The sequence below is a fragment of the Pseudomonas nitroreducens genome (assembly GCF_024170165.1).
Lineage (GTDB): Bacteria > Pseudomonadota > Gammaproteobacteria > Pseudomonadales > Pseudomonadaceae > Pseudomonas > Pseudomonas nitroreducens_C.
Genome location: NZ_JALJXP010000005.1, coordinates 137,089 through 151,950 on the forward strand (window position 1 = coordinate 137,089; position 14,862 = coordinate 151,950).

Consider the following 14,862-nt stretch of genomic DNA (forward strand, 5'->3'; position numbering starts at 1 on the left):
ACGGGCGAGCCTGCTCGCGAACACTTTCCGCACGGCCGCAACTTCGGAACGGCGCCCGTCAAGAGCCCCGCGCTTCCCTCCGAATACCCGCAGCGCCTAGTCAGCCAGCTCCGCCAGCACGCCCCTCAACCGTTCCAGGGTCGCCGGCGTGCAAGCCTGCATCGGCTCACGCACTTCGTTGGCGATCAACCCCTGCAGGGCCAGCGCACCTTTCACGGCAGCAGGATTCGGCTCGGCGAAGGCGGCCTGCATCCAGGGCAGCAGACGATAGAAAGTCCGGCGTGCCGCGTTGATATCGCCCTCCTCCATCTCCCCGCACATCCGCACGTAGAGATCGGCGCGTACGTGGGATGACGCCGAGATGGCCCCGGCACCACCCAGGCAGAGGTTGCTGAAGATCTGCAGGTCTTCCCCGGTGAGCACCGAGACCTGACCATCGGCGATCAGCGCCAGGGTAGTCTCCACATCGCCTGCGCAATCCTTGATCGCCACGATGTTCGGGTGACGCACGATGCGGCGCAGCGTCTCGCGCTCGATGCGCACACCGGTACGGTAGGGAATGTCGTAGAGCACCACAGGCACGCTGGCGGCGTCGGCCACGGCACGGAAGAAGGCTTCCAGCCCGGCCTGGGATGGACGGATGTAGTACGGCGCCGGTACCAGCACGCCTGCCACCGGGCGGCGCTGGATGTCCTGCAGGAAGGCCAGCAGCTCGCGCTGGTTGTTGCCGGCCAGCCCCATGATCACTTGCTGCGCGGGCACCCACTGGAGCACGGCATCGAGGACTTCGAGCTGTTCTTCATGGCTCAGCGCGGCCGCCTCGCCCGTGGTGCCGCAGACCACGAAACCGGCGACGCCTTGCTCCAGCAACTGCGCTACCAGCCCCTGAAGTGCCGGGTAATCGACTGCGCCATCACGAAAGGGAGTGACCAGCGCCACCCAGATCCCACGAAAATTCGACATGCAAAGACTCCTGTTGGCTGACCGTCGGGTCGCCGTCAGGGAGGGATGCGGGAATCAAGCGGGAGGGAGGTTCGACCTTGCGCCTTGTGTCCTGTCAGCCCATCTGACGGGACAGCGCCCCGGTCAAATGAGCGACTGTTTCTTCGATTTCTTGGCAACGACAACGCACGCGCAGGCCCGGGCAAGGAAGCCCGAAGCGGAAAGCGAGTGGTTGAAGACGGAGAACATGGAATGCTCTTGCCCAAGATAAGTTGTGTGAAATACCTGACGGATACTGCTGAAGGACCGAGGGAGCTGTCAACTCCCCCGCTTCGCTTTGCGTGTCCGCAGGCAGGACTGGCTCAGTCCTTGCCGCAGCGGCTCTCGTCATGCTGCAGGCTGGCCTGGCTCACCTGGCTGCCCGGCGGAACGCTGCGGGTCAGCCAGACGTTACCGCCAATGGTCGAGCCCTTGCCGATGGTGACGCGACCGAGGATGGTCGCGCCGGCATAGATCACCACTTCGTCCTCGACGATCGGGTGGCGCGGCTCGCCCTTGTGCAGTTGGCCGGTTTCGTCGGCAGTGAAGCGTTTTGCCCCCAGGGTCACTGCCTGGTAGATGCGCACCTGCTTGCCGATGATCGCGGTTTCACCGATCACCACGCCGGTGCCATGGTCGATGAAGAAGCTGCTGCCGATCTGCGCGCCGGGGTGGATGTCGATGCCGGTGGACGAGTGCGCCAGCTCCGAGATGATCCGCGCCAGCAGCGGCAGCCCGGCGTTGTACAGGTGATGCGCGAGACGGTGGTGAATGATTGCCACCACACCCGGGTAGCACAGCAGTACCTCGTCGACACTGCGTGCGGCCGGGTCGCCCTGGTAGGCCGCGAGCACATCGGCGTCGAGCAGCCGGCGCATCTCCGGCAGTGCACGGGCGAAATCACGCACCAGCACCACGGCGTGCTCATCGATCCGGCCGTCCACCACATCACCGCGCTGCCGCGCGCTGTAGCGCAGTTCCAGTCGTGCCTGTACCAGCAGTGCATTCAGCGCGGCGTCCAGGGTGTGGCCGACGAAGAAGTCCTCGCTCTCTTCGCGCAGGTCGTTCGGCCCCAGGCGCATGGGGAACAGCGCACTGGCCAGGCGTTCCACCACTTCCTCGACGGACTGCCGCGAGGGCAGTTCGCGACCACCCTGCTCCGGGTGGCGGCCCGTGCGGCTGCGCCATTCATTGCGTGCGCCACGCAGGTCCTCGACGATCTGCGCCAGTTGCCAGTTCACCGGGACATTCTCGTACAGTCGGTTGGCGTCGTTCATCGCTTGCTGTGTTCCTTGATCTTCAGGGGCTTTCAATCACGATTGCCTATCCTGATCGGTCACGCCGCGCAGGACAAATCGCCGGAAGGCATAACCTAATGCCTTTTTCGTAGTACGAAGCACTGCCACGCCTCGCCTTCGCGCAAGCCTGAGGCATTTTCCTAGTCGCCAGCCCCCGCTACACGAAAGGAAACGTCCTGCACGTTATGCGCTTCCACATTGCGCCGGATGGTGTGGTAGCGCTTCTGGTAGCCGCGCAGATCGTGAGTCGGAATGTGCAGGTGGCGCGCCACATGACTCCACGCCCGCGCCTCGCTCATGGACTCATCCTGGGCTTCGAACTCGAACTCCCGCCCATCTCTCACAAAGCTGACGTGGTACCGCTTTGTCAGAAATTCGTCCTGCATGGCGCCTCCGGGCTGCTGGCTCTGTTTCAAGCACTGACCGGGCGCGGGTATCGGCGGTTCAAAGAGAATGATGGCCAGGCCATCGGCATTCGGCTCAGTCCATCACGACCAGGGAGATAGTGCCGCCTTCGGCAGGCGAATGGTGCAGGACGAGGTCGATCCGGTGGGCGGCGTGAAGCAGGGTTTCGGCGTCATGTTCCAGCAATAGTGCTGCCGCCATCAGCGCCGTTGCCGCATCGGGAGTGGTGGCCTTGAGCGCGGCTTCGCGCAGCACCTGGACGACGCAGGTCTCGTTGAAAGCCGAGGCCATCAATACCTTTCGCAGTCGCTCCACGTCAGCCTCCATTGCTTGTGGTTGTGCATTGCAGGAATAGCCCGGTTTTTCCATTTCCACCCCGCCAGCCGACGATTGGCGACACCTGCTGCGCCGGCTATGATAGGTAACGCGTTACCAGAATATCGAGCGGATTCCGGTAACGCGTTACAAACCAGGGGAACCAGAATGAAAGACGCCAAGGACAAAGCCACTCGCGACGCCTTCGAAACGCCGCGCAAGGGCCGCCCCCGCAAGGAAGGCGCCATGAGCAACGCCGAAAAACAGGCTGCCTATCGCAAGCGCCGGGCGGAATCCGGTGGTGGCGCGGTGATGCTCAACAACGAGGAAATCTGGCTGATCTGCCACGCACTGGACGGCAAGGTCTGGGAGGCGGACAGCGAGCAGCGGCAGAAGCTAATCGCGCGACTGCGCAAACGAGTCGTCTGAACCGCCCTGCATCAACCCACAGATCAGTTCCATGCCCAGGTCTCTTACCTGCCTGACGGTGCGCAGTTCATTGCCGTGGATACCGAACACGTTGGTTCGCGGCGTGGAGGTATAGCGGCTCTGAAGGCTGATCAGGTAACGGCCGTCTTCCTGTCGGTCGCAGGTGAAGTCGAACAGTGGATAGCTCCGGTGAAGGAGTTCGGCGACGTCGTGACAGCTTGGCGGATTCATCGGATTCTCCTGCGTTGCTGTGCCTATCCTGCGCCGCTGCGCTGGGAATGGAACCGCGGCCACTGGCCATCACCCGGCTCGCCCACTTCGCCGGCGACGCCGCAAAGGCCAACGATTTGAGCGGCTTGAGTCCTGCACGGCGGCAATTCTCCGGGTTCGCCAATTAACCAGCCCGGACCGGCGGCAAGACTTTACATATAACGGTTTTTCGCCGCCGCGATGACGGATCGTTCTGAAAAAGAGTCGAACACCCCTGCGCGATGTGTTTCGGATGAAGGGAATGCACGGCATTCGCCTATTCATTTTTCACGGACTTTTCTCACGAACATTGCCCACGGAGTAGTTCCCATGGCCGAACATAGAGGCGGTAAAGGCAACTTTGCAGAAGACCCCCAGCGTGCTTCCGAAGCCGGCAGGAAAGGCGGCCAGCACAGTGGCGGCAACTTCAAGAATGATCCGGCGCGCGCATCCGACGCGGGCCGCAAGGGAGGTCAGCGCAGTCACGGCGGCCACTGATCCGGAGCTGGCGAGGCGGCGTTGTGCGCGCTCGCCAGCTCACTGCCAGTCGTTAATTCCCCGCAAGAACGAAAACGGCGCCGAAGGATCGGCGCCGTTTTTCATGGGCAGCTGCTCACTGGCGACTCGGGCGGAGCGCCCGGTCACTGAGTGCAGAGCACCTCGCTCACCTGGATATCCGAGCGCGAATCGTGCCCGACCGGGCCATGCAGCGCGCGGACGAACTTCTGTGCCTGCTCGCGACTCAGGCTTTCCTGGCGCAGCACGGTGCTCATGGACTGGCCGTTGCGGCTATAGCGGATCAGGTACGCGTGCATGGTGCCTCCTCCCCGGTGAACTCGGCCGTTCCGCTGATCGGACGGCCTTTGTGCGCAGGAGTCTAGTTCAGCATCCAGGGTTGCACGGGCGGACTGAGCAGCGTGCGCTGAATGGCACCCTCCAGTTCGTCGAAGTCCGCCGACTTGGGCAGCACGGGGTAAGGCGAGCCCTCTTCGCCTTTCTCCGCCCAAGGCGACAGCACCAGTACGCGCATGCGTGGCCGCAGCGGCAGGCAGGCTTCGATCAGGGCGGCACCTGTCAGCGGCCCGGTGAGCTGCTCGTCGATGAGGAACAGGTCGATGACCGAGGACGACACCAGGTGCTCGATGGCTTCTTCTTCGCTGAGGGCGCTGAGCACGGCATGGCCCTGGCCGAGCAGATGGTCTTCCAGGCGCTGCAGTTGCTCGGGTGCTTCCTCGAGGATCAGCACCATCTTGTTGTCATGTGCTTGCATGTGCGTCTCTCCCTTGTCGAGTACGGGCTCTCCACGAATGCAGGAGTCGAGCAAGTTCCGCGCCCATTCGCCGCCCAAGGCCAGAGGCCTGCCGCAGAGCGGTTTGTCGGACCAGTGATCGCACGGCGCTAGCAGCAGAAAGCCCGAGTGCGCGATTTTCTCGATGCAGAATGCCCGATGCAAAGTGGGCGCAGCGGGTGAGTGGCGAGCACATATGCCCGCAACCGAAACGGCCTATCGCCACAAGTTGCTTGGCACGACAACCCAGGCTGTTAGGGTAAGTGCACTTCCCGGACTTTCCCCTGGCCCCTCTCCGACGGGGCCTTCTTTTTGCCCTGCCGATACAGGCGCCGCGCGGCGCTAACCTGCCGCCACCCGGGTTTTCCGCAACAGGCGCGCCAGGCCTTCCCGGTTCACCGCTTCGCTGAACAGAAAGCCCTGCACCTCGCCACACTGCTCGTCCGCGAGGATGCGCAGCTGATCTTCGGTTTCCACGCCTTCGGCGGTGACCGCCAGGTTCAACGCCCGGCCCAGCGCGATGATGGCCTGGACGATGGAACGGTCGCGGCCGGTGGTGTCGAGGGTGGCGACGAAGCGGCGGTCGATCTTGATACTGTCGAACGGGTACGCGCGCAGGTAGCCCAGGGATGAGTAGCCGGTACCGAAGTCATCCATGTTCAGCTTCACGCCCAGCTCCTTGAGCGCCTGCATGGTCAGCAGCGCGCACTCCACGTCGCCGAGCATGGTGTTCTCGGTGAGTTCCAGTTCCAGCCGCTCGGCTGCCAGCCCCGAGTCCACCAGCGCTGCTTTCACCTGGCTGACGATGTCGGCGTGGATGAACTGGCTCGGCGAGATATTCACCGACACCAGCATCGAACCCGGCCAGCGGGCCGCCTCACGGCAAGCCTCCGCGAGCACCCACTCGCCGATATCGACGATCAGGTCGCTTTCCTCCGCCAGCTTGATGAACTCCTCCGGCCCCACCAGGCCGCGCGCGGGATGATTCCAGCGCAGCAGGGCCTCGGCGGAGACGATGGCCAGGTCGCCGATGCGGTAGCGCGGCTGGTAGTACAGTTCCAGCTGACCCTCGCGCAGGGCCTCGCGCAACTCGGTCTCGCTGCGCTTGCGCGCCTTCAGCTGCAGGTCCAGGTGCTCGGAATAGAAGCGCCAGGCGTTGCGCCCGGCGGACTTGGCTTCGTACATCGCCACGTCCGCGCAGCGCAGGAGGTTCTGTGCGTCGCCCTGGGCATCGCCCGAGAGCACGATGCCGATGCTGGTGCCGATATGCAGCAGGTTGCCGTTGTACTCGATGGGTTGATTGATGATGGCCACCAGGCGCCGGCAGAAGGCCTCGGCGTCGCCGCGCCCCTGGGACTGGCTGTCGACGATGACGAACTCGTCTCCACCCAGGCGCGCCACCAGGTCCTCGCCGCGAATCGAATCGCGCAGGCGCTCGGCGACTATCTGCAGCACCGCATCGCCGGCCGGATGACCAAGTGTGTCGTTGATGGGTTTGAAACGATCCAGGTCGAGCATCAGCACCGCCATCTGCTCCTCACGCCCGCTACCCAGCAGGTCATCCATGAAACTGGCGAGCTTGGCGCGGTTGGGCAGCCCGGTCAGGGCGTCGTGCAGTGACAGGTGCTGGATCCGCGCGTGGGCTTCCACCTCATGGGTGATGTCGGCGCTGGTGCCGCGATAACCCAGCCCGCCCGCGCCGGACGCAGTGAACCTGCAGATACGCCGCAACCCGTGGGCGTCGCGAAAACCGCAGGTCAGGGTGGTGGAATGGCCTTCCTGGGGTATCTTCTCCAGCCAGGCGACCAGGCTCGTCGTGTCGCAACTGATCAGGTCGTCGATACGCCGCCCGATCCAGTCGTCGATACGGTAGCCGGTCAGCGTCTCGAAGCGCGCGGAGAGATAGGTCAGCCGGAAGCTCTCGTCGATTTCCCAGATCCAGTCGGAACTGGCTTCGGCGACAGCCCTGAACCGCTGCTCGCTGGTTTCCAGCGCCTGGTTGATCTGTTTCAGGCTGCGCTGATAGTGATCGACCACCCGCGCATTGGTCAGCGAAGCGCGGATCAGCCAGACCAGGAAGACGAACACCAGCAGTACCACCGCCGCCCAGACGCTCGCCAGGCGATGCAGCATGTCACGGCCGGGCGTGGGGGTGCGCCAGCTGAGCTCGAAACCCGAATCCCCCAGGTCGACGGCGCTGCCGTCGCTGACCCGCACATCGTCGGCGCGCACCTGCAGCGCGTTCAGGCCGAAATCCCGCGCGATCTTCTGCAGCTTGGCCGGAGTGAGCCGGTCGACGAAGATCATCAGCGGACCGTCCAGCGGCGGGTTGGCTCGTGTCGGGCGGACCAGTGCAGCGGTGGCAATGGCAGGCTGGTCGCCCAGGGTCACGTAACGCGTCACCACGGCATCATGCCGCGCGGCCAGCGTGGCGGCGTCGCGCAGCTCGTCGAGGTTCACCGGCATGTCACGGGTACAGTGGCTGCGCGTCGGCTGGCCGTCACGCATCACGTACTCCTCGCCGGCCTGGTTGAGCACGCAGACCATCTCGTACTCGTTGGCGGTGTAAAGCAGCGGACCGACGTTGTCCTCGCGGTAGGCCCAGTCAGCGTTGAGCGGCGCATTGAGGTAGTGGTAGGCGTCATTCCAGAACGCGTAGGTGCGGATCAGCGACTCGGAGGCGGCGATGCGGTTCTGCAGCGCCTTGCCGGCGTAGAAGAGCGTCTGCTCCCGGGCCATCTCATCCTGCAGCGCAGCGATGTGCCCCATCACCGCGCCGCTCACCCCCAGCGCCCCGAGCAGGATCAGGATGAACAGCGTCAGGTGCCAGGTGACAGTACGCTGGGCGGAGATCTCGCGTGGCGCGGCGAGCCGGGTGACATGGGTATTCATCGGCGTCTCTTCTGGGAGGACTTACCACTAGGAGTGACGGGGCGTGCCGATGTTCAACCCGAGCGCCCGCCGCGCGATGCCAGCGACCGTTCGCGCGCAATAGCTGAACCTTCGATAGGGTTGCGGCTCACAGCCCACGGCAGACCCGCGCGCGCCGGTTTCATCCGGGGCAGACGGGCGCAATCGCTTTCCGGCAGGTCGCAGGCGCCGCCAGGTCCGTCTACCCTGCAAACGGAAACGCATCCGCGAGCGGCCACATACCCTGGACACGCTGCTGTGACTCGCGAAAGGAGGTTCAGATGCCCTCTGTGCAATACACCAACCGTCGCCATGCCGGCGTGGCGCTGGCAATGGCCCTGCGCGACATGCCGCTGGAGAACCCGCTGGTCCTCGCCCTGCCCCGCGGCGGCGTGCCGGTCGGCAAGGAGATTGCCCGCGCTCTGGGCGCCCCGCTGGACGTGCTGCTGGTGCGCAAGATCGGCGCGCCGGGCAATGAGGAGTACGCCCTGGGTGCCATCGTCGACGGCCCCGAGCCGAACTGGGTGGTGGACGAGCAGATGCTCGAACGCTACGACCCGCCACCGGAATGGTTCGAGCAGCAGGTGCTGGAGCAGATCCGCGAGCTGGAGCGCCGGCGAGTGCTCTACCGCGGCGTGAAGGCCCCGGCGCAGCTGGAGGACCGCGACCTGATCGTGGTCGACGACGGCCTCGCCACCGGCAGCAGCATGCGCGCCGCGCTCCAGTGCCTGCGTGCGCAGCATCCGCACAAGGTGGTACTGGCCGTGCCGGTGGGACCGGCAGAAACCGTGCAGAAGCTGCGTGATGAGGTGGATGCGCTGGTCTGCCTGGACACCCCGTCACCCTTCCGTGCGGTGGGCGATCACTACCGGGACTTCCACCAGCTCAGCGACCAGGAAGTGATCGACCTGCTGGCGAAATAACGCCCCCAGGGGGCTCAGTGTTCAGCCGCTTTCGCGCTCCAGCACTCGGCAACCGAGCAGGTTCAGCCGCTCCACCGCGCCCTCCAGCGGTACTACGCCAATGGACTGCAGCACGCGCAGCGCGGCAATCTCGCCGATCTCGCGGGCCGGCGGTTTGATGGTGGACAGGCTGGGCAGCAGCATCGGTGCGAAGGGATAGTCACCAAAGCCCAGTACCGCGCAATCCTCGGGAATCTTCAGCCCCGCGCGCTGGCCGGCGAGCAGCCCGCCGGCAGCCAGGTTGTCGTTGGCGAAGATGATCGCCTCCGGCCGCTGCGCTCCACGTGCCATCAACGCTTCCATGGCCTGCCGCCCGGCTTCGAAGGGCGCGCTCTCGGTGGGCACGAACATCCACGGTTCGCCGCCCAGTTCGCGCAGGGTGTCGGCGTAGCCATCACGGCGATCCAGGGCGCTGAAGTCGCCGGGCGCGCTGTTCTGCACGAAGGCAATGCGCCGGTGGCCCTTCCCGTGCAGGTAGCGCACTGCTTCCACGCCGACCTGATAGTGGGAAAAGCCGACCTGGAGCGGTGCGCGCTCGGGCTGGTAATCCCAGACCTCCACCACCGGCATGTCGGCGCCGGCGATCAACTTCTCGGTGGCGGCGCTATGGAAGTGGCTGGTCAGCACCAGCGCCGCCGGGTTCCAGCCGAGGAAGGCGCGTACGGCGCTTTCTTCCTTGTCTTCGGAGAAGTAGCTGGAGGCCAGCAGCAACTGGTGGCCGCGGGCAGCGAGGGTGTCGCTGAACGCCTGGATGGTGTCGGCGAAGATCGGCCCGGAGATGTTCGGCACCACCATCCCCACTACCCTGCCCCGCGCCGAAGCCAGTCCGCCGGCGACCTGGTTGGGCACGTAGCCCAACTCCTCCACCGCTGCGCCGATTCGCTCGCGCAGGTCATCCGACAGTTGCGCCGGCTGGTTGAAGTAGCGCGACACGCTGATCGCGGAAACGCCCGCGCGCTCGGCCACTGCAGTCAGCGTCACGCGCCCTGCCCCGCGACGTTTACGGGGTGTCTGGTTGGCCAACACGGCTCTCCTGCTGCTGGAGTCTGAATACCATTTCAGGAATATAAACGTAATTTTTAATTATTTGACGATCTATCTGGCGATTCAGGATACTCGCCGATGTTAGCGCTAACAACACAAACTGTCCGCAACGATTCCAGCCACTCGCACGAGCGAGCGCTCGTGACAGTCCCGCAGAAAAAGGCGCCCCGGCAAAGAGACTGAGGGTGGACCAGGGCACGAAGGAGTGGCTATGCAATCGCAACAACGGGGGACGCTCGGCCGTCCGTCATTCACTGGTCGGCGCAGCGCGCTGGCCCTGGGCGTCGCCAGCGTGATCGGCGCACTGAGCTGCAGCGTGCAAGCTGCGCAGGCCACCGGCAGCGACACCCAGTCCGCCGACTCGGCGCCGACGCTCAAGGCAGTCACCGTGACCGCCACTCGCCGCGAAGAATCGCTGCAGAAGGTCCCGGTGGCCGTTTCGGTAATCGATGGCGAGCAGCTGGAACGCGACAACCGCAATAACGTGTCGAGCATCGTCCAGCAGGTGCCGACCCTGAATTTCCGTACCGGAGCCTCGAACAAGGACACCTCGCTGTTCGTCCGCGGCGTGGGCACCATCTCCACCTCCCCCGGCGTCGAGCCGAGCGTATCGACGGTGATCGACGGGGTGGTGCTCGGCCGCCCCGGCCAGGCGACCCTCGACCTGCTCGACGTCGAGCGCATCGAAGTGCTGCGCGGCCCGCAGGGCACGCTGTTCGGCAAGAACGCCTCGGCCGGCGTGCTCAACGTGGTCACCCGCGAGGTACCGGACGAAACCACCGGCTACATCGACTACTCGCACTTCGGCGGCGGCAACGAGAACCGCACACGCTTCGGCATCGGCGGCACGCTGATCCCCGGCAAGCTCAAGGCCAGCGTCACCACCCTGCTGGGCAGCTACGACGGCAACGTGGACAACGTCTACAACGGCCACGAGGTGAACGGCTACAACCGCGCCGGCGCGCGCACGAAGTTCGAGATCACCCCGAACGACGACCTCAAGGTCACCCTGATCGCCGACTACATGAAGGGCAATGACGACAGTCCCAGCGGCGTCATCACCAGCACTTCCAGCGCGGCCTTCGCCAATGCCCTGCGCCCGGTGACGGCGGACAGCGACAACCGCAAGATCAACAGCGACTACCGCACCCACGTCGACGACACCAACAAGGGCCTGTCGGCGCAGCTGGACTGGAACCTGGGCGACTACACCCTGACCTCCATCAGCGCCTGGCGCGGCTGGGACAACACCCAGTGGCAGGATGGCGACCGACTTTCCCAGGTCACGGCGAGTATCCCCAGCTCCCACGACAAGGGCGAACTGAACTACGACCAGTACTCCCAGGAACTGCGCCTGGCCTCGCCCAAGGGGGAGTTCCTCGAGTACGTCGGTGGCCTCTACTACATGCACGCCGTGGACGATGAAACCTACCGCCGCGTGGTGACCTCCACCACCGCGCAGAACACCGGCGTGGCCGACTACAGCACGCGCAGCGACACCTACGCGGTGTTCGGCGAGAGCACGCTGAACTTCACCGACGACTTCCGTGGCATCGCCGGCCTGCGCTACACCCACGACGACCTGGAATACGACCATCGCCGCCGCTCCACCTCGGCCACGGCGGTGACCGGCATCCAGCCGTCCACGTCCAGTTCCGGCTCCACCGATGAGGACGGCTGGTCCGGCCGCCTCGGCCTGCAGTACGACCTCAGCGAGCAGCTCACCAGCTACCTGACTTACTCGCGCGGCTACAAGGGGCCGGCCTACAACGTGTTCTTCAACATGCAGCCACGCGACACCGAGGCGCTCAAGCCGGAGACCTCCAACTCCTGGGAAGCCGGCCTGAAGGCCACCGCGCTGGACAACCGCCTGACCGCCAACCTCGCGGTGTTCCACACCGTCTACGACAACTACCAGGCGAACTTCTACGACACCGTCGCCGGCCAGGTGGTGACCCGTCTGATCAACGCCGGCAAGGTCAAGAGCGAGGGCGCCGAGCTGGACTTCAGCTACCAGGCGACCCGCCAGCTGAAGGTCTCCGGCGCCGTTGCCTACACCAAGGCGCGCATCGACAGCTTTGCCTGCCCGGCCGGTGCGGCCGCTGCCTGCAATGTCGACGGCAAGCCGCTGCCCTTCTCGCCGGACTGGAAGAGCTACGTGCGCGCCGACTACAGCATCCCGCTGGACAACGGCCTGGATGTGGAACTGGGCACCGACTACAGCTGGCAGGACAAGGTGCAGTACGACCTCAGCCAGAACCCCGACACCATCCAGGGCGCCTACGGCCTGTGGGGAGCCAGCATCGCCCTGGCTGACTACAACGACGGCTGGCGTGTCGCCCTGCTGGGCAAGAACCTCACCGACAAGTCCTATTCGCCCCTCCTGGCCACCGGCGGCAGCTACGTCTACCGCATGGTGCCGCGCGACGACGGCCGCTACTTCGGCGTCGAGCTGCGCAAGGACTTCTGATCGCCTGAAACAAGCGGCGCCGGCTCGCCCCGGCGCCGCCGACAACAACACCCACGCCGCCTTGCGTCCAACCCGACGGACACACAGGAAAACCGACATGACACGCACCCTTTCCCTTGGCGCCTTCCTCATGGCCACCGGTCACCACGTCTCCGCGTGGCGGCACCCGGATGTGCCGGCCAACGGCGGCCTCGACTTCCGACTCTACATGCGCCTGGCGCAGGTGGCCGAAGCGGCGAAGTTCGACGCACTCTTCGTTGCCGACAGCGTTGCCGCGCCAACCGGCGACATCGCCAGCCGCATGGCACGCTCCGACCACTTCGAGCCGCTGACCCTGCTCTCGGCGCTGGCGGCAGTGACCGAACGCATCGGTCTGGTCGGCACCGTGACCACCAGCTACAACGAGCCGTACCACGTGGCGCGCAAGTTCGCCTCGCTCGATCACATTTCCGAAGGCCGCGCCGGCTGGAACCTGGTCACCTCCGATGCCGCTGCGGAGGCGCTCAACTTCAACCGCCAGGAACACTTCGGCCACGCCGAGCGCTATGCCCGCGCACGGGAATTCTACGAAGTGGTCACCGGCCTGTGGGACAGCTGGGAAGAAGACGCTTTCACCCGCGACAAGGCCAGCGGCCAGTACTACGACCCGGCCAAGCTGCATGTGCTGAACCACGAGGGCGAACACTTCCGCGTGCAGGGCCCGCTGAACGTCGCGCGCTCGCCCCAGGGCCGCCCGGTGATCGTCCAGGCCGGCAGCTCCGAGACCGGCCGCGAGCTGGCCGCGCAGACCGCCGAAGTGGTGTTCACCGCGCAGACCTCGCTGGCCGCCGCCCGCGACTTCTACAACGACCTCAAGGGCCGTCTGCCGCGCTTCGGCCGCAGCGCGGACGACCTGCGCATCATGCCCGGCGTGTTCGTGGTGGTCGGCCAGAGCCAGGCCGAGGCACAGGAGAAGTTCGAGGAATTCCAGGAACTGATGGAGCCGCAGGTCGGCGTCGCTCTGCTGTCGCGCATGCTCGGCAACTTCGACCTGTCCGGCTACCCACTGGACGGCCCGCTGCCCGAGCTGCCGCTCACCGACAGCGGCCAGCGCAGCCGCCAGCTGCTGCTCACCGAGCTGGCCGGGCGCGAGAACCTCACCCTCGCCCAGCTGGGCCGGCGCATCGCCGGCGGGCGCGGGCACTACAGCCTGATCGGCACGCCGGCGCAGATCGCCGACGAACTGCAGGCGTGGTTCGAAGGCGGCGCCGCCGATGGCTTCAACGTGCTGGTGCCGCACCTGCCCGGCGGCCTGGAAGACGTGGCCAACCACGTCGTGCCAGAGCTGCAGCGACGCGGGCTGTTCCGCCGCGAGTACAGCGGCAGCACCCTGCGCAACCACCTCGGGCTCAAACGTCCGGCCAACCGCTACACGATCTGACGATTCACCGGCCGCCCCCTCTACGGCCCGTTTGCAAAGGAGTTTTCATGACCTACCTCGCCCACCCCGACCGCTACCAGCGCGTCCCCTACCGCCGCGTCGGCCGCAGCGGGCTGGTGCTGCCAGCCCTCTCCCTGGGCCTGTGGCACAACTTCGGCGACAGCGTGCCGCTGGACCGCCAGCGCGCCCTGCTGCGCACCGCCTTCGACCTGGGCATCAACCACTTCGACCTGGCCAACAACTACGGCCCGCCCTATGGCAGCGCCGAGATCAACTTCGGTCGCCTGCTGCGCGAGGACTTCGCCGCCTACCGCGACGAGCTGGTGATCTCCACCAAGGCCGGCTGGGACATGTGGCCCGGCCCCTACGGCCAGGGCGGCAGCTCGCGCAAGTACCTGCTCTCCAGCCTCGACCAGAGCCTCAAGCGCCTGGGCGTGGACTACGTGGACATCTTCTACTCGCACCGTTTCGACCCCGATACCCCGCTGGAGGAAACCGCCGGTGCGCTGGCCAGCGCCGTGCAGCAGGGCAAGGCGCTGTACGTGGGCATCTCGTCGTATTCCGCCGGCAAGACTGCCGAGATCGCCGCGCTGCTGAAGGAACGGAAGGTGCCGCTACTGATCCACCAGCCGGCCTACAACCTGTTCAACCGCTGGGTGGAAAAGGACCTGCTGGCCACCACCGATGAGCTGGGCGCGGGCGTCATCGCCTTTACGCCGCTGGCCCAGGGGCTGCTCACTGATCGTTACCTCAACGGCGTGCCGGCCGACGCGCGGGTCAACCAGCCGGGCGGCGCTTCGCTGCGGCCGGAGCACCTGTCCGACGACAACCTGCGTCGTGCCCGCGCGCTGAACGAAATCGCCCGGCGCCGCGGCCAGAGCCTGGCGCAACTGGCGCTGGCCTGGGTGCTGCGCGATGCCCGTGTGACCTCCGCGCTGATCGGCGCCAGCCGGCCGGAACAGATCGTCGAGAATGTTGCCGCGCTGGACAACCTCGTGTTCAGCGCCGAGGAACTGGCGGAGATCGATCGTTACGCCGTGGAAGGCGGGATCAACCTCTGGGAGAAACCGTCCCACGACTGGAAGGAATGA

General features: G+C 65.6%; 15 protein-coding genes. 6 read left to right on the plus strand and 9 right to left on the minus strand.

What is annotated here, in order from left to right:
- Nucleotides 1-96: 96 nt before the first annotated feature.
- The 4 genes from dapA to J2T47_RS11955 all read right to left on the minus strand — a co-directional run bounded on the left by dapA (nt 97) and on the right by J2T47_RS11955 (nt 2,999).
- The gene (gene dapA / locus J2T47_RS11940) at nt 97-963 is read right to left on the minus strand and encodes a 4-hydroxy-tetrahydrodipicolinate synthase (RefSeq protein ID WP_253446503.1); all 867 of its coding nucleotides are present in this window, start codon (nt 961-963) and stop codon (nt 97-99) included.
- Nucleotides 964-1,304: 341 nt separating this feature from the next.
- Entirely contained in the window at nt 1,305-2,258 is a 954-nt protein-coding gene (epsC, locus tag J2T47_RS11945; protein ID WP_253446506.1) for a serine O-acetyltransferase EpsC, read from the minus strand.
- A gap of 161 nt (nt 2,259-2,419) precedes the next feature.
- Entirely contained in the window at nt 2,420-2,665 is a 246-nt protein-coding gene (locus J2T47_RS11950; protein WP_253446509.1) for a hypothetical protein, read from the minus strand.
- A gap of 94 nt (nt 2,666-2,759) precedes the next feature.
- Nucleotides 2,760-2,999, minus strand: a complete 240-nt coding sequence (locus J2T47_RS11955) for a hypothetical protein (RefSeq protein ID WP_253446511.1) — start codon at nt 2,997-2,999, stop codon at nt 2,760-2,762.
- Nucleotides 3,000-3,167: 168 nt separating this feature from the next.
- On the opposite strand from J2T47_RS11955, the gene J2T47_RS11960 reads away from it, so the two are divergent.
- The gene (locus J2T47_RS11960) at nt 3,168-3,428 is read left to right on the plus strand and encodes a hypothetical protein (RefSeq protein WP_253446514.1); all 261 of its coding nucleotides are present in this window, start codon (nt 3,168-3,170) and stop codon (nt 3,426-3,428) included.
- Here the strand turns inward: J2T47_RS11960 and J2T47_RS11965 are convergent.
- On the minus strand, nt 3,396-3,659 hold the full coding sequence (locus tag J2T47_RS11965; RefSeq protein WP_253446517.1) for a hypothetical protein: 264 nt from the start codon (nt 3,657-3,659) through the stop codon (nt 3,396-3,398). The two genes, J2T47_RS11960 and J2T47_RS11965, sit on opposite strands and share 33 nt — an antisense overlap.
- Nucleotides 3,660-4,007: 348 nt before the next feature.
- Between J2T47_RS11965 and J2T47_RS11970 the strand changes: the two genes are divergently transcribed.
- The gene (locus tag J2T47_RS11970) at nt 4,008-4,175 is read left to right on the plus strand and encodes a general stress protein (protein ID WP_138215663.1); all 168 of its coding nucleotides are present in this window, start codon (nt 4,008-4,010) and stop codon (nt 4,173-4,175) included.
- A gap of 143 nt (nt 4,176-4,318) precedes the next feature.
- Here the strand turns inward: J2T47_RS11970 and J2T47_RS11975 are convergent, their stop codons facing one another.
- From J2T47_RS11975 to J2T47_RS11985, 3 genes are all read right to left on the minus strand, one after another.
- A complete protein-coding gene (locus tag J2T47_RS11975; RefSeq protein ID WP_253446520.1) occupies nt 4,319-4,492 on the minus strand; it encodes a hypothetical protein in 174 nt (57 codons plus the stop codon).
- A gap of 62 nt (nt 4,493-4,554) precedes the next feature.
- Nucleotides 4,555-4,947: a response regulator gene (locus J2T47_RS11980; protein ID WP_253446524.1), complete on the minus strand. Its 393-nt coding sequence runs from the start codon at nt 4,945-4,947 to the stop codon at nt 4,555-4,557.
- Between the two features lie 360 nt (nt 4,948-5,307).
- Nucleotides 5,308-7,857 carry a bifunctional diguanylate cyclase/phosphodiesterase gene (locus J2T47_RS11985; RefSeq protein WP_253446527.1) on the minus strand — a complete coding sequence of 850 codons (2,550 nt, stop codon included), beginning with the start codon at nt 7,855-7,857 and terminating at the stop codon, nt 5,308-5,310.
- Between the two features lie 299 nt (nt 7,858-8,156).
- Between J2T47_RS11985 and J2T47_RS11990 the strand changes: the two genes are divergently transcribed.
- Nucleotides 8,157-8,798 carry a phosphoribosyltransferase gene (locus J2T47_RS11990; RefSeq protein WP_253446531.1) on the plus strand — a complete coding sequence of 214 codons (642 nt, stop codon included), beginning with the start codon at nt 8,157-8,159 and terminating at the stop codon, nt 8,796-8,798.
- A 21-nt stretch (nt 8,799-8,819) separates the two neighbouring features.
- Here J2T47_RS11990 and J2T47_RS11995 read toward each other — a convergent pair whose 3' ends face one another.
- Entirely contained in the window at nt 8,820-9,860 is a 1,041-nt protein-coding gene (locus tag J2T47_RS11995; protein ID WP_253446534.1) for a LacI family DNA-binding transcriptional regulator, read from the minus strand.
- 232 nt (nt 9,861-10,092) lie between these two features.
- Between J2T47_RS11995 and J2T47_RS12000 the strand changes: the two genes are divergently transcribed.
- The 3 genes from J2T47_RS12000 to mgrA all read left to right on the plus strand — a co-directional run bounded on the left by J2T47_RS12000 (nt 10,093) and on the right by mgrA (nt 14,862).
- Complete coding sequence (locus tag J2T47_RS12000) at nt 10,093-12,351, plus strand: TonB-dependent receptor (protein ID WP_253446537.1); 2,259 nt, start codon at nt 10,093-10,095, stop codon at nt 12,349-12,351.
- A gap of 97 nt (nt 12,352-12,448) precedes the next feature.
- A complete protein-coding gene (locus tag J2T47_RS12005) occupies nt 12,449-13,771 on the plus strand; it encodes an LLM class flavin-dependent oxidoreductase (RefSeq protein WP_253446540.1) in 1,323 nt (440 codons plus the stop codon).
- Between the two features lie 47 nt (nt 13,772-13,818).
- A complete protein-coding gene (gene mgrA / locus J2T47_RS12010; protein ID WP_253446544.1) occupies nt 13,819-14,862 on the plus strand; it encodes an L-glyceraldehyde 3-phosphate reductase in 1,044 nt (347 codons plus the stop codon).

Bases quoted from the DNA above. Each gene is read 5' to 3' on its own strand.
- J2T47_RS11975 (WP_253446520.1), bottom strand. From the start codon at position 4,492: ATGCACGCGTACCTGATCCGCTATAGCCGCAACGGCCAGTCCATGAGC.
- J2T47_RS11990 (WP_253446531.1), top strand. From the start codon at position 8,157: ATGCCCTCTGTGCAATACACCAACCGTCGCCATGCCGGCGTGGCGCTG.
- J2T47_RS11970 (WP_138215663.1), top strand. From the start codon at position 4,008: ATGGCCGAACATAGAGGCGGTAAAGGCAACTTTGCAGAAGACCCCCAG.
- J2T47_RS11960 (WP_253446514.1), top strand. From the start codon at position 3,168: ATGAAAGACGCCAAGGACAAAGCCACTCGCGACGCCTTCGAAACGCCG.
- J2T47_RS11950 (WP_253446509.1), bottom strand. From the start codon at position 2,665: ATGCAGGACGAATTTCTGACAAAGCGGTACCACGTCAGCTTTGTGAGA.
- dapA (WP_253446503.1), bottom strand. From the start codon at position 963: ATGTCGAATTTTCGTGGGATCTGGGTGGCGCTGGTCACTCCCTTTCGT.
- J2T47_RS12005 (WP_253446540.1), top strand. From the start codon at position 12,449: ATGACACGCACCCTTTCCCTTGGCGCCTTCCTCATGGCCACCGGTCAC.
- epsC (WP_253446506.1), bottom strand. From the start codon at position 2,258: ATGAACGACGCCAACCGACTGTACGAGAATGTCCCGGTGAACTGGCAA.
- J2T47_RS11965 (WP_253446517.1), bottom strand. From the start codon at position 3,659: ATGAATCCGCCAAGCTGTCACGACGTCGCCGAACTCCTTCACCGGAGC.
- mgrA (WP_253446544.1), top strand. From the start codon at position 13,819: ATGACCTACCTCGCCCACCCCGACCGCTACCAGCGCGTCCCCTACCGC.
- J2T47_RS12000 (WP_253446537.1), top strand. From the start codon at position 10,093: ATGCAATCGCAACAACGGGGGACGCTCGGCCGTCCGTCATTCACTGGT.
- J2T47_RS11985 (WP_253446527.1), bottom strand. From the start codon at position 7,857: ATGAATACCCATGTCACCCGGCTCGCCGCGCCACGCGAGATCTCCGCC.
- J2T47_RS11980 (WP_253446524.1), bottom strand. From the start codon at position 4,947: ATGCAAGCACATGACAACAAGATGGTGCTGATCCTCGAGGAAGCACCC.